Origin of the sequence: Micromonospora sp. NPDC020750, from assembly GCF_044334565.1 — a bacterium.
GTDB lineage: Bacteria > Actinomycetota > Actinomycetes > Mycobacteriales > Micromonosporaceae > Micromonospora.
Genome location: NZ_JBIRTH010000016.1, coordinates 1 through 19,272 on the forward strand (window position 1 = coordinate 1; position 19,272 = coordinate 19,272).

The window sequence follows — 19,272 nt, forward strand, 5'->3', positions numbered from 1 at the left end:
ATGCGTACGCCGTCGGCGTACTCCTCGTGGGGTGCGCCGTCGGTGTGGCGGGTGACGACGGTGACCTCGTGGCCGGCTGCGGCGAGGGCGACCGAGAGTGCGTGGACGTGGCGGCCGAGGCCGCCGACGAGCACGGGCGGGTACTCCCAGGACAGCATCAGCACCCGCTGGCGCCGGGCGGGGTGGATATCGATCACTTCGGCGTCAGGTGACATGCGGCCCCCTCGGAGTTGGCTCCGGCGCGCGCCGGCCGCACCCGCAGACCGGATGCCGCCGACGCGCCCTGGATCGGGGCCCATCCTGTCCCCGGCCGGATAACCGGCGGAGACGTCACCGTTGCCGGGATGTAAAGCGTTACCGGCGGACCCGCCGGGCGCGCAGCACCTCGGCCACCGACCACGCCTGGAACGGGCAGCCGGTCGCGCCGTGCGGGGCCGCCCCGTCGGCGGTCTCGCTGACCGAACCCAGCCCGTACTCGCTCAGGTGCGCGTCGACGCCCGCGAACAACCCGTCGACGTCCATCTTCGCCCGCCGGGCGGCGTCCACGTACGGCCCGAGCAGCCACGGCCACACCGTGCCCTGGTGGTAGCCGCCGTCCCGCTCGGCCGGGCCGCCCCGGTGCCGGGCGACGTAGCCGGGGCAGCCGGGGGAGAGGCTGCGCGGCCCGAGCGGGGTGAGCAGCCCGGCGGCCACCCGGCGCAGGGTCGGCTCGTCCGGCACCAGCGGCGCGTACGGCAGCGACCAGGCCAGGAGCTGGTTCGGCCGCAGCAGGTCGTCGTCGTGGAACGGCGCCCCACCCAGCGGGTACGCGGGCGCGGGCGCGTCCACCACGTCGTGCAGCCAGCCGACCGGCGAGGGGAACCGGGCGACGAACGACGCGGTGGCCCGGGCATGCAGCCGCCACAGTTCGGCGGCGTCGGAGCCGGCCAGCTCGGTCAGCTCGGCCAACCCCGCGAGGCCGTTGACCCACAGCGCGTTGACCTCCACCGGCTTGCCGGTGCGCGGGGTGACCGGCACCCCGTGCACCCGGGCGTCCATCCAGGTCAGCGCCGTGCCCGGGGTGCCGCCCTGGGTGATCAGCCCGTCGGCCGGGTCGACGGCGATGCCGTACCGGGTGCCGGCCAGGTGTGCGTCGACGATCCCGCGCAGCGCGGGCAGCAGTTCGTCGCCGAGGTCGGTGTCCCCGCTGACGGTGACGTGCCGGCTCACCGCGTGCAGGAACCACAGCGTCGCGTCGACCGTGTTGTACTCCACCTGCCCGGTGTCGGCGGTGTTGGCGAGCATCCCCTCCGACAGCGTCGCCGCGTACGCCCGCAGCAGCTCCCGCCCCTCGTCGGCCCGGTTGGTGCTCAGGAAGAGCCCCTCGTAGGAGGTCATCGTGTCCCGCGACCAGGCGCCGAACCACGGGTAGCCGGCGACCACGTCGGGGCCGGCGGCGGTGCGCACCACGAACGCGTCGGCGGCCAGCGCGAGGGTGGCCTCGACCGCGTCGGCCGGCGCGGCCCGCGCCACCACCCGCCGGTTGCGTCGCCGGGCCGCCGCGACGATCTCCTCCGCCGGGGGCGGATCGGCGGCCAGGTCGCCGGCCCAGGCCAGCACCAACACCGTGTCGCCGGGGCGCTCCAGCGCGCCGGAGAACCGCCCGGCGTGCCACACGTCCTCGTCGGGGTGCAGGCCCCGCGCCTCCTCCTCGCGGTGGTGCACCCCGACCCACCACTGGCCCTCCGGGGCCCAGCCCGGCCCGGCGAGGCGGAACGCGCCCTCCACCACCGCGCCGCCGTCCACCGGCTCGACCCGGGGCGCCGGGCCGTCCGCGCGCCGCTCGCCGTGCGCGTCCCGCCAGGTGCAGGCCGCCGACAGCTCCAGCCGGACCGGCCCGCCGGCGACGAGCCGGTGCACCACGGCCACGCACGAGCGCCCGTACGCCATGGCCAGCTCGCGCTCGATGACCACGTCGCCGATGCGCCACCGCCAGCGTGGCAGGCCGTCGGTCAGGTCGAAGCCCTCCAGCAGCTCGAAGCCGCGCGGGTCGATGTCGCCGGAGGACCACTCGTGCGCGCCGAGGCGCAGCCGGGCCCCGGAGGGGAGGACGACCGCCGGGTCCAGGCTGACCAGTCCCATCCGGCGGGACGCCGGTGTCTGGCCGGGGACCACCAGCAGCCCGTGGTAGCGGCGGGTGCGCAGCCCGCTCACGGTGCCCATCGCGTACCCGCCCAGGCCGTCAGGGACCAGCCACTCCCTGGTGGCCCCGCCGGTCAGCTCCCCGCACACCTGGGGGCCGAAACGAATGTCGATCAACTTTCCTCCAGCAGCGCCGAGGTGTAACACGCCACGACGAGAATGGCCGCTGTGGTGAAGTACCCCGGCGGCGTCGAAGATAGGCACGTGATCACCGACGTGCCCCATGGACCCGCGTCCGCACCCGACGCCGAACGGCTCCGGCTCGCCCAGGCCGACTCGGGGGAGCAGGACTGGCGCGCATGGGGGCCCTATCTGTCCGAGCGGGCGTGGGGGACGGTACGGGAGGACTACAGCGAGCACGGTACGGCGTGGGACTACTTCCCCCACGACCACGCGCGGTCCAGAGCCTACCGGTGGAACGAGGACGGCATGGCGGGCGTCTGCGACGACCGGCAGACGTTCTGCTTCGCCCTCGCCCTGTGGAACGGCCGGGACCCGATCCTCAAGGAACGGATGTTCGGCCTGGGCGGGGACGGCGGCAACCACGGCGAGGACGCCAAGGACTACTGGTGGTACCTGGATTCGACGCCGACCCACTCCTGGATGCGTTGGCGTTACCACTACCCCCAGGCCGCCTTCCCGTACGACGAACTGGTCGCCGTCAACGCCCTGCGCGGTCGCGACGACACCGAGTACGAGCTGGTCGACACCGGTGTCTTCGATGACGACCGGTACTGGGCGGTGACCGTCGACTACGCCAAGGCGTCCCCGAGCGACATGTGCGTCGTGGTGACCGTGGCCAACCGGGGGGACACCGACGAGCGGCTGCACGTGCTGCCGTCGCTGTGGTTCCGCAACACCTGGGCGTGGGGACTGCCCGGCGGTGACCGGGTGCCCCGGATCGTCGGCTCCGGCTCCGGCCCGGACGGCGGTGCCCGACTGGTCGGCGAGCACTGGGTGCTCGGCCAGATCCTGCTGGAGGGCGACGGCGATCCCGTCCCGCTGCTGTGCGACAACGACACCAACGCCGAGCGGCTCTGGGGGCTGCCCGGCCGCTCGCCGTACCCGAAGGACGGGATCAACGACCACGTGGTCGACGGCGCGGCGACGGTCAACCCGGACCGGGTGGGGACCAAGGGGGCGCTGCACTACGTGCTCGACGTGCCCGCCGGCGGGCGACGGCAGATCCGGCTGCGGCTGACCCGCACCGTCCCGCCGCCAGGTGGGACGCCGCCGCCCCGGGCCGACCTGGGCGACGGCTTCGACGCGGTGGTGTGGGCCCGGCGGGCCGAGGCGAACCGGTTCTACGACAGCGTCGTGCCGGACGCCGCCACGGCCGACGAGGCGCTGGTCGCCCGGCAGGCCATCGCCGGGCTGATGTGGGGCAAGCAGTTCTACCACTTCGACGTGCAGCGGTGGCTGGCCGGCGACCCCGGCTCGGCGCCCCCGCCGGCCGGCCGCCGGCACGGGCGCAACAGCCACTGGTGGCACATGACCAGCTTCGACGTGATCTCCATGCCGGACCCCTGGGAGTACCCCTGGTACGCGGCCTGGGACCTGGCCTTCCACTGCGTGAGCATCGCCCGGGTCGACCCGGGCTTCGCCAAGTCGCAGCTCCTGCTCCTGCTGCGGGAGTGGTACCTGCACCCCAACGGGCAGATCCCCGCGTACGAGTGGGCGTTCGGCGACGTCAACCCGCCGGTGCACGCCTGGGCGGCACTGAAGGTGTTCGAGATCGACGGCTCCCGCGACCACGAGTTCCTCGCCCGGGTGATGCACAAGCTGCTGCTCAACTTCACCTGGTGGGTCAACCGCAAGGACACCGGCGGCAACAACGTCTTCGAGGGCGGCTTCCTCGGGCTGGACAACGTCGGCCCGTTCGACCGTTCGGCGGCGCTGCCGGTGGCCGGGACGCTGGAGCAGTCCGACGGCACGGGCTGGATGGGCATGTACGCGCTCAACCTGCTCGACATCGCCATCGTCCTGGCCGAACACGACCCCACCTGGGCCGACACCGCCACCAAGTTCTTCGAACACTTCGCCTACATCGCCGCCGCCGCGTACGAGCAGGGGCTGTGGGACGACGAGGACGCGTTCTTCTACGACGTGCTGCGGCTGGCCGACGGCAGCCAGGTGCCGCTGAAGGTCCGCTCGGTGGTCGGGCTGCTGCCGCTGGCGGCGACCACCCGGCTCACCGCGCGCACCCTGCACCGGCTGCCCGAACTGGGTGCCCGGCTGCGCTGGTTCCTCACCAACCGCCCCGAGTACGCCGGCGTGATCGGCGCCCGGCGGATCGGCCCGGACGGCCGCCAGCAGCGGCTGCTGTCCATGGTCGGCCCGGAGCAGGTGGTCCGGCTGCTGGCCCGGATGCTGGACCCCGACGAGTTCCTCTCCGAGTACGGCCTGCGCACGCTCAGCCGCGCCCACCTGGACAAGCCGTTCACCGTCACCCTCGGCGGGCAGGAGTTCAGCGTCGGCTACGAGCCGGCCGAGTCGACCAGCGGCCTGTTCGGCGGCAACTCCAACTGGCGCGGCCCGATCTGGATGCCGACCAACTTCCTGCTGATCAGCGCGCTGCGCGACTACGCCGCGTTCTTCGGCGACGACCTCCAGGTGGAGTACCCGACCCGGTCGGGGGTGAAGCACACCCTCGACGAGATCGCCGACGACCTCTCCGCGCGGCTGATCTCGCTGTTCACCCGGGACGACTGGGGCCGGCGGCCGATCTACGGGGCCGCCCAGCTCTTCCAGACCCACCCGGACTGGCGGGACCTCATCTGCTTCCCCGAGTACTTCCACGGCGACAACGGCGCGGGCCTGGGCGCGTGGCACCAGACCGGCTGGACGGCCCTGGTCGCCGACCTGATCCTCACCCTGCGCCGCTGACCCACCGACCGGCTCCGGCCCGTCCGTCCCGTCGCGGGTCCGTCTCCTGGCGGTACCCGTTCTGCGGCGTAAACCGGCATGCCCCGTTCCCGCGCCGGCAGTACGGTGTCCCGGGTTATGCGGGAGGGAAGAACATGGGACACGCCATGGGACGGCGCCGGGGCGCGCAGGTGATGGTCTTCGACGCCGACGACACGCTGTGGGAGAACAACGTGCTGTTCGAGCGGGTGATCGACGACTTCCTCGACTGGCTGGACCACCCCACGCTCGACCGGGTCGAGATCCGGAAGGTGCTCGACGACGTGGAGCGTGCCAACGCCGTCGCCCACGGGTACGGCAGCAAGGTCTTCCTGCGGAGCCTGGGCGAGTGCATGGAGCAGCTGCGCGAGCGTCCCGCCACCGACGCCGAGCGTCGGGAGATCGACCAACTGGCCGAGGCGCTCGTCGCGCACCGGGTCGAGCTGATGCCCGGGGTCGCCGAAACGCTCGACGCGCTGGCCGGGCGGCACCGGCTGCTGCTGCTCACCAAGGGCGACCGCGAGGAGCAGCAGCGCAAGCTGGACGCGTCCGGGCTGCTGCACCACTTCCACGCCGCGCACATCGTGCGGGAGAAGGACGCCGAGACCTACCGGTGGCTGCTCGGGGAGCACGGCTTCGACCCGGCCGCCGCCTGGATGATCGGCAACTCCCCGAGGTCGGACATCCTGCCGGCGCGGGCGGCCGGGATGCGGGCCGTGTTCATCCCGAACGAGAACACCTGGGTACTGGAGCACGACGACCTCGACCCGACGGACGCCGGGGTGCTCCGGCTGGCCGCCTTCCCGGAACTGCTCCGGCACTTCTGAGCCCTCGTCCGGCTTCCGCGAACCAGCCGGACGGACCCGCTCCCGGTGGGTAAAGCGCCGGGACCGCTGACCGTGTTACGGGGACATGCCGGTATTCGGCATTGACATCAATCATCCCCGCCTGGCGGTGGGAAATCTTGTTCGACCTGTGGCGACGGACCTAGCCTTGGCCGGCGCTCGCGGCTCGTCGGGGTGAGTCGGGAGCGTGCCGAAGTCCGGCGGTGGAGCACCGCGGAGCTGAGGTGCGGGCGGGCTGGCTCGCCGCGTTGAGCCCGGCGTGGGCGGCGTGTCGCGCCCGCGCGCTCGTCGCGGCGGATTCCGCTGCCTGCCGGACGACGGCTGGTGGGTCAGGGCCGGGGAGTTGCGGACCCGGTCCTGACCCGAGCCGACCCGGCGGGCCGACGCCGCCGGTCGCGGGCCGGCGACCGTGGTTCAGGAGATCTCGCCCCGGACGATCGCCACCGCCACCCGGCAGAACTCGTCCATGTCCGGCCGGAAGCCGGCGGCGATGTCCGGGTGCAGCCCGGACCGGGTCTCGTCCAGCAGCCGCTGGCAGACCTGCTCGACCGGCTCGCCCGCGTAGCTGACCCGGATCCGTTCGGTGGCCGCTTGCAGCGCCGAGGTCAGCTGATCCTCCAGCGGGCCCCGCAACTTCTGCTGCACGGGGTCGAGCCCGCTCGGGTCGAGCGTGACATGTGGCTCCGACATCGGCGCTCCCTTCGTCGGCGTCGCGGTACCCCACCGCGGGCGTCGGTCAAACCACGGCCGGCACGGCGGCCACCCGTACCTGGTAGGAGATCCTCGTCGTCAACGATCCTGCCCAACCGGTGGACCGGCAGCGGGGGGATCGCTCGATTACCCACCGATCGGGCAGGCAGGGTCCGGCCGGAGGCATCTGGACCTCGACGGCGACGCGCTGGCGGCCGAGTGGGGAGAACGCTGGGGAAATGCCGGTCCATCCGGCGGACGCTGGGCAGCATCGCCGGCCCCGTGTCGGAACGCTCCTGCCGCCGGGTGGGCGCTCAGGGCCTGGGGCGCGGAGCGAAGGCGCAGAACTCGTTGCCCTCCGGGTCGGCCAGCACCCACCAGCCGATGTCGGCGTCGGGCTCGCGCAGCAGCGTCGCACCGGCGGCGATCAGCCGGGTGGCGTCGGGGCCGGTCAGGTCGACGTCCCAGTGCACCCGGTTCTTCACCCGCTTGCGCTCCGGCACCGGGTCGAAGACCCAGTGGTCCCAGGGGAAGCCCGCCGCGCCGACGACGGAGGCGACGCCCTCCGCGGTGGTCCCCACCCGGCCGCCGACGATCCCCGCCCACCAGGTTGCCTGGGCGACCGGGTCGGCGCTGTCCACCACCAGCTCGAACGCCCCCGGGCGGGAGCCCTCCCGGGGGGCGAAGGCGCAGAACTGGTTGCCCTCCGGGTCGGCCAGCACCCACCAGCTCACCTCCACGTCCGGCTCGCGGACCAGCCGGGCCCCGGCCGCCAGCAGCTCCGTCGGCTCCGGCCCGGCCAGCCGCAGGTCGAGACGCACCCGGGTCTTGGCGACGCGCGGCTCGGGCACCCGGTTGACCCAGATCGACTCGGCGCCGGGGCCGCCCCGGGGGTCGACCCGGGCGTCCCCGTCGCCGGTGTCGACCACCTCGCCGTCGAGCACACCGGCCCAGAAGCCGGCCAGCCCGAGAACGTCGTTGGCGTCCATGCAGAGGTCCTTGAAGCGCGCGATCATCCGGCCATCATGCCGGCCGGGTCCGACGCCCACCGTCCGCACCGGTCAGCGGCGACCGCGTTTGATCTCGTGGAAGGCCGGCAGCCGCAGCAGCGGCAGCAGCGAGTCCCACACGGTCAGCGCGTCGTCGGCGCCGGGGACCTCGGTCAGGATCGGGCCGTGGATGCCGCGCTCCGCGCCGGGCACCGTCAGCACCGGCGAGCCGATGTCCGGGCCCGCCGAGGAGTACGCCAGGGCATGCGACTCGCGTACCGCCTCGTCCCAGCGGTCGTCGTCGAGGGCCGGCGCGGCGGCGGTGAGGCCGGCCGCCTCCACGGCCGTGTCGACCAGCCTGTCCGACAGCGGGTTGCCGGCGTCGTGGGTGCGCCCGCCCAGCTCGGCGTAGAAGCGGCCGGCGTCGTCGCCGCGGCCCTCGGCGCGCAGCGCCTCCACCAGCCGCAGCGCCCGGCCGGAGGCGGCCATCGCCTCGGCGAACTGCGGCGCCACCTTCCCCTCGTTGAGGATGGCCAGGCTGAACGACCGCCACTCGACGGTCAGCTTGCGGGCGTCGGCCACGGCCACCAGCCAGCGCGAGGTGCGCCAGGTCCACGGGCAGGCGGGGTCGAAGAAGAAGGTGGCGTCCATCGGCCGAGCGTACGGCGGGACGGGCCGGACCGCAGCGGGCCACGGTCGCCCCGACGCCGGGACGGGTGGCCTGGTCGCCCGGACCGCTTCAAGACCACCACCGGCGTCGCCGGTAGCGGAGGATCACGCAGGTGACATGAGTTCGTAGAGGTTGCCGGCGTCGTCGCTGAAGTAGAGGCCGCGGGCGCTCAGCGCGTGATCGGTGCGGCCGTTGCCGGGCTCGTCGGGTTCGCTGCCATAGGGCACGCCGCCGGCGTGCAGCCGGGCGAGGATCTGGTCGAACGTTGCCGGGTCGACGTCGAAGGCCAGGTGCAGGCCGACCGGCTGGTCGACGGTCATGAAGTCGAGGGTGAGCTGCTCGTTGACCCGTACCGGCGCGAAGTGGCGGACCCTGCCGGAGTAGGGCAGCCCCATGATGCCGGCGAAGAACACGGCGGCTTGCTCGTTGTCGACGGCGGGCACGATGGTGTGGTTCAGCGTGATACTCATGCGCTTCCTCCGGCGATGACAGCGGGGTCGGCCGCGGAGTCCACCACGCCGTGCAGGAACACGTCGACCAGCGTCTCGATCCGGGTCTCGGCGCCCCCGGGCGTTCCCCGCCGGCCGAACAGCATGCCGAGGAAGATGACGGCGAGTTGTTCGACGGGCAGTCGCAGCGCGGCCCGATCGGGTTCCAGCAGCCGGACCACGGCCTGATGGGTGCGCCCGGTCGCGGTCGCCCGGTCGCCGGTCGCGCTGCGATCACGCGGCTCGCCGCGCTGGCCTCGACGGCCGGCCGCGTGCACCGCGTCTGTCACCGCACCCATCCGCTTCAGATAGGCATGCAGGGTCGCCGCGGCCTCGGCCAGCCGGGCGGCCAACGGCTGATCCAGCGGTACGGCGTCGAGCTCGGCCAGGACGTGATCATTGCGCAGAGCCGCCGTCACGCAGGCGTCCAACAACTCGTCCTTGTCTGCGAAGGCGCGAAAGACTGTCGCCTCGCCGATCCCGGCCGCCTTCGCGATCTGCAAGGTGCTGACCGCGGCGCCATGCTCGACCAGCAGCGGCAGCGCCGCCGCCACGATCATCTCGCGTCGGCGCTCCGGACTCATTCCCGGTGCTCGGCGCCGGGCCGGTGTCTCCGTCATACCCCCATGCTAGGGAGTGAGGACTCACTCCGGCAAGGTCGCGCCACTCTGGTTCAGCTCCGGATGGTCGCCACCGGGCCGACCGGCGAGCCGGTCCTGCCCGGCTGGCGGTGTGCCCGGGCGGCACGCCGCTGTTGTCCCGACGTCCGCGAAATGAAGGAATTCTTCATCATCATCAAGCCCGATGCAAGGTCTCGACATAGATGGATGTCGCGCTATATGGTGCGGCGACCCGGGCGACATGATTGCAGTCGCCCTTTGTAGTCGACGAGGAGTGACGGTGACTGTTCGGAGACCCTCGCGTCGGGTGAGCCAACTGCTCGGCGGCGCAGCGATTTTGATGATCGGCCTGACCAGCCAGCCGGCCCAGGCCGCGCCGCAGCAGGGCGCGGAGACGCTCGCTGCCGCCTTCGACCAGGCTTCGGCCCGCTCCGACGTGCCGCGCGACCTGCTCGCCGCGCTCGGGTACGCGGAGACCCGGCTGGACGGTCACAACGGCGAGCCCAGCGCCTCCGGCGGGTACGGCGTGATGCACCTGACCAGCAACCCGAAGGTGCGGACCCTCGACGAGGCCGCGCGCCGGGCCCGACTGGACCGCACCGAACTGCGCACCAGTGACGCGGCGAACGTCGCCGGCGCGGCGGCGGTGCTCCGCTCGTACGCCGATCAGGCCGGGCTCACCGCGAAGCAGCGCGACGACGTCAACCAGTGGTACGGCCTGATCGCCCGCTACGGCGGCTCGTCGGACAAGGCCACCGCCCGGCTGTACGCCGACGCCGTGTACGACCTGCTCGGCCGCGGCTTCAGCGCGACCACGGCCGCCGGCCAGGTCACCGTGGACGGCCGTCCGGTCGCGCCCCAGCGGGGCGATTACGCCAACGTGGCGCCGCTGGGCACCGCCGACATGGGCACCCAGAGCACCGACTACGGCCCGGCGGCCTGGGTGGCGGCGAACTCGTCCAACTACACGGCCTCCAGCCGCGAGTCGTCGTACCCGATCAACTACATCATCATCCACACCATGCAGGGCAGCTACGCCGGCTCGATCAGCTGGTTCCAGAACGCAGCGGCCGGCACCAGCGCCCACTACCTGCTCCGTTCCTCCGACGGCGCGGTGACCCAGATGGTGCGGGACAAGGACGTCGCCTGGCACGCCGGCAACTGGACCTACAACACCCAGTCGATCGGTATCGAGCACGAGGGCTACGTCGACAACGCCTCCTGGTACACCGACGCGATGTACCGGTCATCGGCCGCGCTGACGCGACACCTGTGCGACAAGTACGGCATCCCGAAGACCCGCAGCAACATCATCGGTCACAACCAGGTGCCGGGCGCCACGCACACCGACCCGGGTCCGAACTGGAACTGGACCTACTACATGCAGCTCGTCACCGGCACCACCACGCCCCCGCCGACCTGGTCGACCATCGTGGACAACAACACCGCCGGCCGGTTCACCGCGAGCGCCAACTGGAGCACCTCGTCGTACTCGTCGCAGCGCTACGGCGCCGACTACCGGTACGCCAACCCGGTCGCGGCCAGCGACGCCGCCTGGTACAAGGTGAACATCCCGGCCACCGCCACCTACCGGGTGGAGGTCTGGTACCCGGCCGTCGCCGGCTACAACGCCACCACGCCGTACATCGTGGCGACCAGCAGCGGCAACCAGACGGTCAACGTGAACCAGGCAGCCAACGGTGGTGGATGGCGCTCGCTGGGCAACTTCACCCTGGCCGCCGGGGACGCCAACAAGGTGGGCATCAGCCGTTGGTCCGGTAGCACCGGCTACGTGATCGCCGACGCGATCCGCATCACCCGCGTCTAGCGCGGCAGCGCGGCAGCCCGGACGGGGCCCCAGCGCGGCAACGATGTGCGCAAGGAAAGGTCCCCTGCTATCGGATTTTGATAGCAGGGGACCTTTCCTGACTACCGCAACGGCAACTGCCCAGGGGTAACCCCCGAGTGTGGACGTCTTCTCGTAATGATCGTTCCGTCTTGGTCTGACCGGCGCCTGTTCGATCAGATGCGATTACGCGCTCGTTGGTGTCCCGTCCGGGTGAAAGTGGCCCAGTCCGGGCTATCTGGTCCAGCGGGTGGTCCAGTCCGGGTGAGGGTGGCCCGAGGAGTTGATCTCAACCTAAGTTGAGGTTCTAGGTTGTCCCCATGGACACCACGAACTCCACTCCCCCCACCAACGACGACGAGAAGAGGATCCGCGAACTCGTCGCGCGGACCCAGGAGGCGCAGATCGACCCGGACGTACTGCCCGCCCTGCACACCTCCGACCTGGTGCTCATCAACCTCGCCGGGCGGCGCCTCTTCGGGCGCGAGTCCTTCGCTTCGGCCATGGCCGAAGCGCTCTCCTCCCCGCTCAAGGACATCCGGACCGTGCTGGAAGTCAACGACATCCGGTTCGCCACCCCCGACGTCGCCATCGTGAGCCTGACAAAGACGATCTACGACGAACGGCCCGAGGCGGAGGACTCATCCGAGCTGCCCTTGGCCGGCATCATGACCTACGTCATGACCCGCAGGGGCGACGACTGGCGCATTGCCCTGGCGCAGACGACACCGATCCGCTGAACGCCCACTGACAAACACCCGGCGAACTCTGCAAGCAGCCTGTCACTCCGCAGTTCATCGGCTCCACCTCTGCAAGATTCAATGAGACAGGTCACTCAGCGCCGGAACGCTGCGGCGCTGAGTGACCTTGAGGATCACAGAAAGCGCCAAGTAGGTCCGGACAACATCGGGCCGGACCGTCCGAGCTACCTGGCACCACCGCAGGTCGCGGGCGACCGGGCGTGCCAGGTTCATCCGTACCGGACAGTTGGCGCGCGCCCAGATCGACGCCTCGCTGATGCGGCCGGCCCCAGGGGATGCGCGTGCTGCCGACACCATCGGCCCCAGCCTGGTCGGCCTTTACCGGGTCGGCCTGCCTTACGTTGGTCCCTATGGAGCTGCCCCGTTTGTGCGGTCGGTGGAGTGGGAGCGTGGACGGGGCAGCTCCATAGGGACCGGAGGGTGGGTCCCCGACCGGGTGGGGGTATTCGTCGGCCCGCTCTACCCGACTGCCCGGTGTGCGGGGCGGGATGGGGCGGCGTAGCGGCGGCCTTCCCAGGGCATGCGCGGGAGAGGGATATGGCTGAGGACCGGTGAGACCGAGGCCCTGGCCAGGATTTCGGGTCATCCGCAAGGAGCGGAACGGGATTCCCGGAGGATGGATGAGCTTCGGACGGGATCGGACACTCCGCGAACCTGCCGGGGCCCTGCCCGGGCATCCTGCACTTGACGTTGACACCGTGACAAGGTCTTCACTGGGTGCAGGAGGTGGTCCCCGTCAACTCGACATACAGGAATTCACCGGACACGCGTCTGCCCGACGCGTTGGGCGCCGGAGACTCGTCGGCGCGGCTCCAGGCGGCTCTGGCCGTTGGCACGCACGCCGACGCCGGCCTCCTCGATGCGCTCGTGGCACGGTGCGCGATCGAGCCGGACTTCTTCGTACGCGACATGCTCACCTGGGCGTTGACCCGCCTCCCGCCGGAGATCACGGTGCCCAGACTCCGCGCGGAGCTCCGTTCCGAGCGCGCTCAGGCCCGAAGCCAGGCGTTGCATACGCTGTCCAAGATCGGGGACGGGAGCGCATGGCCCGCGATCACGCGGTCGTTGCTGCACGACGCCGACGACGAGGTCGCGCGAAGCGCATGGCGTGCGGCCGTCGTCCTCGTGCCCGCCGGGGGACAGGAAGGGCTGGCCGCGGAGCTGGCCGCACAACTCGGTCGCGGCGACCGGAATGTGCAACTGAGTCTCAGCCGAGCACTCGTCGCCCTCGGAGACGTGATCGAGCCGGCCCTGCATACGGGACTGGCGAGTGGCGACCCGACGGTGCGTGCGCATGCCCGCGCCACGGAGCGGCTCCTGCGCGACCCGGATGCCGGTTTCGACCCAGCCGTCGACGAGGCGAAACGGATCGTCGCCCTCGGCCCGGAACGGGCCGAGGGAACAGCGTGCTGATCGGCGAGGTGGCACGCCGCTCGGGGGTGAGTACCCGGATGCTCCGGCACTACGACTCGCTCGGGCTGGTGCGACCAACAGGCCGCACCGTGGGCGGCTATCGCGAGTACTCCGCCGAGGACATTCGCCGGATCTACCACGTGGAGAGCCTGCGGTCCCTGGGATTGTCGCTGCGACAGATCGGACGCGCTCTGGAGGATCCCGCCTTCGCGCCGTCCGCACTGGTCGGCGACCTCATCCGACGGACCGAAGACCGACTGAAGCGGGAACAGGAGCTACTCGATCGACTCCGTACGGTCGATGCCTCGGTACCCTCCGGCTGGCAGGGCGTGCTGCGCATCGTCGAGCTTCTGCACGGGCTCAACTCGCCCAGTGCCGCGCGCCGACAGCAGGCCGTCCTGGCCCCGGCCGAGGACGTGCCGGTTCCCACCGAGCTGCTGGCTGGGGCGGTCCTCGCCGAATCCGATCCGAACGTCGCCGGCGCCCTGCGGTGGGCCCTCGCGCGGGCGGGCGGTGGCGGTGTGGCGAGCGTGACGTCCGGCGTGTATTCGGAGGACGTCGACATCCGGCGGCGCGCGGTCCTGGCGATCACCGAGATGCCCGGTGACGAGGCGTCCGCGGTGCTCGCGGACGCACTCGGGGACTCGGATAAGACGGTGCGCAGGCATGCTGCTCTGGCATTGGGTGCGCGTGGCGCGACCCCATCCGTGCCGACACTCGTCGGCATGGTGGTCGAGGGCGCGAACGACGTCGAGGCGGCCGAGGTCCTGGGAGCATTGTCACTGGACCCCGGGTACGGGGACCGGATCATGAGCGCACTGGTCGACGAGCTCGCCGCACACCCTGCGGACTCTGCGGTGCGGATACGCCTGACCCAGGCACTAGCCGAGATGCCGGCGACCATCGCGCAGGACGTCCTGCGGCAACTGGCCCATGACGATGATCGGGCTGTCGCCCTCATCGCCTCGGCCCTCGTGGGAGTGACGAAGAGCGGTCCAACGGCTGAAGGTCCGGGTGGGGCGCGGACGGGAGGATCCGACCGCGCCCCACCACGGTGAGCTACCGGAGGGCGTACGCCCGCTGGACGGTCTGCTCGGTTCGGTTGCCGTCGGCGTCCCAGGCGTTGACGTTCAGCCAGACGTAGCCGTCCGTGCTGGACAACGCCGGGTGAACGGTGCGGACGTTGAACCGCCCGCCGCCGATCGGCACCGCCCGCGCGGCCTGCCAGGTGGCCCCACCGTCAGTCGACGTCGAGACGGACATCCCCTTCACCCTCGACCTGTCGGGGGTGAGCCCGTGCGCGGCCGCGGTGATCGTGAACTGGTGTCCCCGGCCGGCCTTGGCCTGGTTGTTCAGGTCCAGGTCAAGGTCGTAGTCGAGCTGCAGCACCGGCTGGAACGCGCACGAGCCGGTGCCGATCGGACAGATGTACCCGGCAGGGGTGCCCTTCGTCGGGGTCGCCGAGCGGAAGGTGTAGACGGAGTCCACCCGGGGGGCGAGGGTCTGGACCGAGCTGAGCCCGTAGCCGGTGTCCGTGGTCTCCAGTCGGTAGACGCCCGACCCGGCCGGTAGCTGGAACCGGCGCGGGGACGTGGTCAGCGGTGGGATCACCACGCCGTTCCGGGTCAGCTTCCAGGTGCTGTTGGCGGTGGAGGCGACCATGCTGTGCCCGGGGGTGCCGTCCAGCCAGTACTGCCCGGCGAGGAAGGTGTCGCCGTCCCGGCAGAACCCGCAGGTGTTCGCCCGCACCACGGGGGACGTGACCTCGATCGCCCCGACCCGGATGGGCGCGGCGAACCACGACTCGTCCCGGCTGCGGGTGCCCGCCCGGAAGTAGTCGTCCGAGGTCCACCAGAACTGTTCCTCCCCGCCCGCCTGGGTCTTGCCCACCTGCACGATGTACCGCAGCCACTGCAGGTGGTCACCCTCACCGACGTACTCGGTACGTGCGGTCGGGCCGGGGAACCGCCAGGTGCTCTGCGATGACCACGGGTCCCTCGGACCCAGCGCGCCCCAGATCGAGTCGACCATGAGCGGCTTGTCGGCGTGGTAGGTCGTCTTCAGCTTCACCATCGCCTTCGGGTCCACCGGCCGCTCCGGGGTGCCCGGCACGCCGTTGGGGTGGTCCCGACGCAGGTGGTAGACGTACGACGGGCCGCTGGTGCCGCCCAGGGTGACGGTGCTCTTGCCGCGCCTGCGCAGCGACTCACCCTCGTCGCGGGACAGGGTGAGGGCGAGCATCGTGCCGGTGCTCGGCACGAGGTTGCCCAGCAGCGCGGGAGCCCTCGCGACGTCCACATAGATCAGGGTGAGCCCGGCCCCGGCGGCTGCCGCGTTGTCCCGTGCCGTACGCGCCGCGTTCTGCGCGTACGCGTGTCGCCACGGCCACTCCATGTCCGTCGGGATCTGGATCCGGATCAGCGCCGCCTTGCCCTTGACGCCGGCCGCGGCCAGTTCCTGCGGGCTACCGGCACCGGCGAACACCATCGGCAGGTTCCGCTTCTTGCCGTTCAGGTGACTGCTGGCGGACAGCATGTCGTAGTCCGGTGCGAGCCGGCCCCCGCCCCGCACCCGCAGGTCCACGAGCGCCTCGGACAGGGTCCACTGGTTGTGGAACTCGAAGAAGCCGATCTTCACCGGCTTGGTCGGCGTGGCGTAGCCCTCGTACTGGCCGCCGCCGATGAGCATCGCGAAGGGCAGCACCGAGCCGTCGGCCAACCCGCGAAGGGTGCCGTAGCTGACGCTCGGCATGTCGGTCGGGGCAGCCGTAGGCGGCCGGACGTTGACCGCCGTGCGGGCGTCCAACGTCACCTCGGTCGGCGCGTTGACCTGCACCTCGGTCTCGGTCATCAGCGTCGCCCGCCGGACGTCCTCCTCGTGCTCCATCATCGCTACCTGGATGTCGTACACCCCGACCGGCAGGCGCATCGTCACGACACCGTCGCGGACGTTCTCGTAGTACGCCGGGAGCGTCATCGGGTCGTTGTCGACCGGATTGTCGACCCGGATCGCGCCCACCGTCTGCGGGCGCGGCGTGTCGCCCCTGGACCCGATGAGCCGGATGGTCACCGGCTGCATCGCGGTCTCCTTGTACCAGGACAGCGCGGTCCGCACCGACACCGAGCCGTCGGCGGTGCTCGCGAGCAGCAGACCGCCGTACCCACCGGTCGGGCCGGCCTTGGGGTCCACGGTGAACGTCACCTCAGCGGCACCCCTCGCGGGGACGACGACGCTGGTCGCGGAGAGCGTGGCGGAACCGGCGGGCACCGGCTTGCCGTCGAACGCCTTCACGTCCAGCGCGAGGTTGAGCGTGACCGGAGCGTCGCCGGCGTTGGTGTAGGCGACCTTACGTTCGATCGGTGCCTGCGTGCCGTCGGCGATCCTGCCCACGTTGACCGTGGCCGAGCCGTAGACATGCTGCTGAAGGGCGCGCGGAACGTCGAGCCGCCCGGTGCCGCCCTGCCACCACGAGTAGGCGCCGGCCTTGGTGGTGGTCACCAGCGCGTCCTTGAGCTGCGCCGGGGTCCAGTCCGGGTTGGCCTGGGCGAGCAGCGCGGCTGCGCCGGCAACGTGTGGCGTGGCCATCGAGGTGCCGCTGACCCTGGTGTACTGCCCGTCCACGATCGGCCAGAGGGACGTGCCGGCCGCGCGGGCCGCCGCGATCTCGACGCCCGGCGCGGTGATCTCCGGCTTGACCGCGGCGTCGCCGTAGCGGGGACCGCGGTTGGAGAACGAAGCGAGTACGTCCCGGTTGTCGACCGCGCCGACGGTCAGCGCGGTGTTCGCCGCGCCGGGGCTACCGATGGAGAGGTCACCCTGGTTGTTGCCGGCGGCGACCACGAACAGCGTGCCGGTGGAGGCGGTCAGCGAGTCGACCGCCTGACTCATCGGGTCGGTGCCGTCGGTGGTGACGGGCGCCGACAGGCTCATGTTGACCACGGCGGCCCCCTGTGCGGCGGCCCACTCCATGCTGGCGATGATCCAGGAGTCCTGCCCGAAACCGCTGCTGTCGAGGGCCTTCGCCGAGAGCACCTGGGCGCCCGGTGCCACACCCTGGTACCGTCCGTCGGAGGCGGCACCGGTGCCGGCCACCGTGGAGGCCACGTGGGTACCGTGGCCGTGGTGGTCGACGCCGTCCGCTTCGCCGGTGAAGTTGGCGATGCCGGCAATGCTGCCGGACAGGTCCGGGTGGGTCGGGTCGATGCCGGTGTCGATCACACCGACCTTCACACCGGTCCCGGTGACACCCGCCGCCCAGGCGGCGGGGGCGCCGATCTGGGGCACGCTCTCGGCCAGGTCGACCTTGAACTTGCGGTCCAGCCAGACCTTTTCGACGCTCCTGCCGAGTGCGGCGCGGCCGGTGCGGTCGGGCGTGGCCGGGGCGAGCGCGTTCCAGAACTCCCCGGCATCCGCCGTCGAGACGCTCAGCGCCGCCCCGTCGATGCTGGCCAACGTGCGCTTGTTCTCGCTGGCCGGTAGCGCGTCGGCCTGTCGGCTCAGGGTCTTGGCGGCCGGGTCGCCCTGGAAGGTGACGATCACCGGCAGGGTCTTCGCGGTGCCGGTGATTCCCTGGCGGACCAGTTCGCGGACGTTGAACAGGTCGCGCTCCAGGAAACCCGAGGTCACGTACGGTGCCGCGTCGGACGGGATGACGAACAGGTCGTCGCCGCTGCCCTGGACGGTGAACGTGGCGGACCGGGTCGGATCGTCGGCGGCGTCGACCGCGTACGTCGATCGGCCGTCGGCACCGGTGTTCACGGTGACCGTGTCGCCGGTGAGCAGCGGTACGCGGTGCGTGCCGATCTCTCCCGGTTCGGGTCGTGGGGCCGACGGGGCTGTCGGGGGTGGCGGACCGTCCGGTGTGGACGGTTCGGCGAGCGCTGGGTGGGTTGAGGTCAGGACCAGAGCCGTGCCGGTGACGGCGGCGGCGAGAGCACGGGTGAACCGCGCAGCAGACATTGACAGCCTCCTAGCAAAGTGGCCTGAAGCTACCGCAGCGCGCCGGCACTGTGAAGATCTATCTTTAACGTTTTCCCAGGTAGGGTGGCCTCTTTTATGATCCACTCTGGATAAATGATGATCACGGCTGGTTCGTGGCGGACCGGATGCATCCGAAGCTTCCACGGTGGAAAAGTCGGTTTACGGAACCGGTTCCGGCGTGGTGTCGATGTTGGCGGGATCGGGCCGGCTCCGGATGGGCGTCGAGTCGACCCGGTTGGGCCGGCCGGCCGAGCGTCGTACCGGGAGGCGCAGGGTCGCCCATCGCTTCGGTGCGGGGCCTCGCCGGTTGCGGCCCGGAGCGCGGCCCGAGTCGCGTCGGCCCGGCCCGGGACGACGATCACGCACTCGCCGTCACCCTCGGGGCGGGCTGAACAGTAATGGGCTTGGTTGTCGCCGGCCAGCAGCGGAATGTCTTCGGGTAGGTCTACGACTCGGTGAAACGTCAGCTCCACAATGGGAACTCGAGCGGGTGTCTGACCTCCCACGGCCCGGCAAAGTCGCGAGGTGTCCGATTCTGCCCGAAGTGCATCCACCTTCCGGGAATCCCGTTCCGCATCTCAGGATGGCCGGAGATCATGGAAGGAATTGGCCCCTCCGGGGGCCGTTTTTTACCAAGATCTCCCGCGTGGTCAGTCGTGCCGTCGGAAATGGCGCTCCTGGTAGTGGTGCGCCGTACGGGGGCCGGGGCCTTGGTTCCGCCGAACCTCAGCTGTTCCACATTTCGCCCAAATGCCCGGGAGGCCGCTGCTGCGCCGCCCCGTGTCGCCCCGTGCGCCGGGTAGTCGGGGCGGCGACCTGACAAATGCCCCCACCCGGTCGGGGACCTGCCCCTTCGGCCCCTATGGAGCTGCCCCGTTTGTGCTC

The 19,272-nt window shown here is 71.3% G+C and carries 14 protein-coding genes; 6 read left to right on the top strand and 8 right to left on the bottom strand.

Annotated features, from left to right (window positions below; genetic code table 11):
• Nucleotides 1–215: glycogen/starch synthase (locus tag ACH4T9_RS30470; protein ID WP_396674781.1), on the bottom strand; the 215-nt coding region annotated here is incomplete at its 3' end.
• A gap of 139 nt (nucleotides 216–354) precedes the next feature.
• Entirely contained in the window at nucleotides 355–2,298 is a 1,944-nt protein-coding gene (locus ACH4T9_RS30475) for an amylo-alpha-1,6-glucosidase (RefSeq protein WP_396674783.1), read from the bottom strand.
• A gap of 42 nt (nucleotides 2,299–2,340) precedes the next feature.
• Between ACH4T9_RS30475 and ACH4T9_RS30480 the strand changes: the two genes are divergently transcribed.
• Both ACH4T9_RS30480 and ACH4T9_RS30485 read left to right on the top strand, forming a co-directional pair.
• On the top strand, nucleotides 2,341–5,067 hold the full coding sequence (locus ACH4T9_RS30480) for an MGH1-like glycoside hydrolase domain-containing protein (protein ID WP_396674784.1): 2,727 nt from the start codon (nucleotides 2,341–2,343) through the stop codon (nucleotides 5,065–5,067).
• A 146-nt stretch (nucleotides 5,068–5,213) separates the two neighbouring features.
• A complete protein-coding gene (locus ACH4T9_RS30485) occupies nucleotides 5,214–5,912 on the top strand; it encodes an HAD family hydrolase (protein ID WP_396674840.1) in 699 nt (232 codons plus the stop codon).
• 432 nt (nucleotides 5,913–6,344) lie between these two features.
• On the opposite strand, the gene ACH4T9_RS30490 is transcribed toward ACH4T9_RS30485, so the two are convergent.
• From ACH4T9_RS30490 to ACH4T9_RS30510, 5 genes are all read right to left on the bottom strand, one after another.
• Entirely contained in the window at nucleotides 6,345–6,620 is a 276-nt protein-coding gene (locus ACH4T9_RS30490; RefSeq protein ID WP_387025537.1) for a hypothetical protein, read from the bottom strand.
• Nucleotides 6,621–6,934: 314 nt separating this feature from the next.
• Nucleotides 6,935–7,636 carry a VOC family protein gene (locus ACH4T9_RS30495; protein ID WP_396674786.1) on the bottom strand — a complete coding sequence of 234 codons (702 nt, stop codon included), beginning with the start codon at nucleotides 7,634–7,636 and terminating at the stop codon, nucleotides 6,935–6,937.
• A 45-nt stretch (nucleotides 7,637–7,681) separates the two neighbouring features.
• The gene (locus ACH4T9_RS30500) at nucleotides 7,682–8,260 is read right to left on the bottom strand and encodes a DsbA family protein (RefSeq protein WP_396674788.1); all 579 of its coding nucleotides are present in this window, start codon (nucleotides 8,258–8,260) and stop codon (nucleotides 7,682–7,684) included.
• Nucleotides 8,261–8,383: 123 nt separating this feature from the next.
• Nucleotides 8,384–8,749: a VOC family protein gene (locus ACH4T9_RS30505; protein WP_396674789.1), complete on the bottom strand. Its 366-nt coding sequence runs from the start codon at nucleotides 8,747–8,749 to the stop codon at nucleotides 8,384–8,386.
• Complete coding sequence (locus ACH4T9_RS30510) at nucleotides 8,746–9,327, bottom strand: TetR/AcrR family transcriptional regulator (RefSeq protein WP_396674790.1); 582 nt, start codon at nucleotides 9,325–9,327, stop codon at nucleotides 8,746–8,748. Before ACH4T9_RS30510 ends, ACH4T9_RS30505 begins: the two co-directional genes overlap by 4 nt.
• Before the next feature lie 367 nt (nucleotides 9,328–9,694).
• On the opposite strand from ACH4T9_RS30510, the gene ACH4T9_RS30515 reads away from it, so the two are divergent.
• From ACH4T9_RS30515 to ACH4T9_RS30530, 4 genes are all read left to right on the top strand, one after another.
• Nucleotides 9,695–11,215, top strand: coding sequence for an N-acetylmuramoyl-L-alanine amidase (locus ACH4T9_RS30515; RefSeq protein ID WP_396674792.1), 1,521 nt, complete (start codon nucleotides 9,695–9,697; stop codon nucleotides 11,213–11,215).
• Nucleotides 11,216–11,553: 338 nt separating this feature from the next.
• Complete coding sequence (locus tag ACH4T9_RS30520; protein ID WP_396674794.1) at nucleotides 11,554–11,973, top strand: SgcJ/EcaC family oxidoreductase; 420 nt, start codon at nucleotides 11,554–11,556, stop codon at nucleotides 11,971–11,973.
• Nucleotides 11,974–12,720: 747 nt separating this feature from the next.
• Complete coding sequence (locus tag ACH4T9_RS30525; protein WP_396674842.1) at nucleotides 12,721–13,407, top strand: HEAT repeat domain-containing protein; 687 nt, start codon at nucleotides 12,721–12,723, stop codon at nucleotides 13,405–13,407.
• Nucleotides 13,401–14,465 (top strand): MerR family transcriptional regulator, encoded by a 1,065-nt coding sequence (locus tag ACH4T9_RS30530; RefSeq protein ID WP_396674796.1) that lies wholly within the window; start codon nucleotides 13,401–13,403, stop codon nucleotides 14,463–14,465. Before ACH4T9_RS30525 ends, ACH4T9_RS30530 begins: the two co-directional genes overlap by 7 nt.
• A 1-nt stretch (nucleotide 14,466) precedes the next feature.
• Here ACH4T9_RS30530 and ACH4T9_RS30535 read toward each other — a convergent pair whose 3' ends face one another.
• The gene (locus tag ACH4T9_RS30535) at nucleotides 14,467–18,366 is read right to left on the bottom strand and encodes a S8 family peptidase (protein ID WP_396674797.1); all 3,900 of its coding nucleotides are present in this window, start codon (nucleotides 18,364–18,366) and stop codon (nucleotides 14,467–14,469) included.
• Nucleotides 18,367–19,272 lie beyond the last annotated feature (906 nt).

Bases quoted from the DNA above. Each gene is read 5' to 3' on its own strand.
- ACH4T9_RS30500 (WP_396674788.1), bottom strand. From the start codon at position 8,260: ATGGACGCCACCTTCTTCTTCGACCCCGCCTGCCCGTGGACCTGGCGC.
- ACH4T9_RS30495 (WP_396674786.1), bottom strand. From the start codon at position 7,636: ATGATCGCGCGCTTCAAGGACCTCTGCATGGACGCCAACGACGTTCTC.
- ACH4T9_RS30485 (WP_396674840.1), top strand. From the start codon at position 5,214: ATGGGACGGCGCCGGGGCGCGCAGGTGATGGTCTTCGACGCCGACGAC.
- ACH4T9_RS30510 (WP_396674790.1), bottom strand. From the start codon at position 9,327: ATGATCGTGGCGGCGGCGCTGCCGCTGCTGGTCGAGCATGGCGCCGCG.
- ACH4T9_RS30520 (WP_396674794.1), top strand. From the start codon at position 11,554: ATGGACACCACGAACTCCACTCCCCCCACCAACGACGACGAGAAGAGG.
- ACH4T9_RS30490 (WP_387025537.1), bottom strand. From the start codon at position 6,620: ATGTCGGAGCCACATGTCACGCTCGACCCGAGCGGGCTCGACCCCGTG.
- ACH4T9_RS30535 (WP_396674797.1), bottom strand. From the start codon at position 18,366: ATGTCTGCTGCGCGGTTCACCCGTGCTCTCGCCGCCGCCGTCACCGGC.
- ACH4T9_RS30480 (WP_396674784.1), top strand. From the start codon at position 2,341: ATGGCCGCTGTGGTGAAGTACCCCGGCGGCGTCGAAGATAGGCACGTG.
- ACH4T9_RS30505 (WP_396674789.1), bottom strand. From the start codon at position 8,749: ATGAGTATCACGCTGAACCACACCATCGTGCCCGCCGTCGACAACGAG.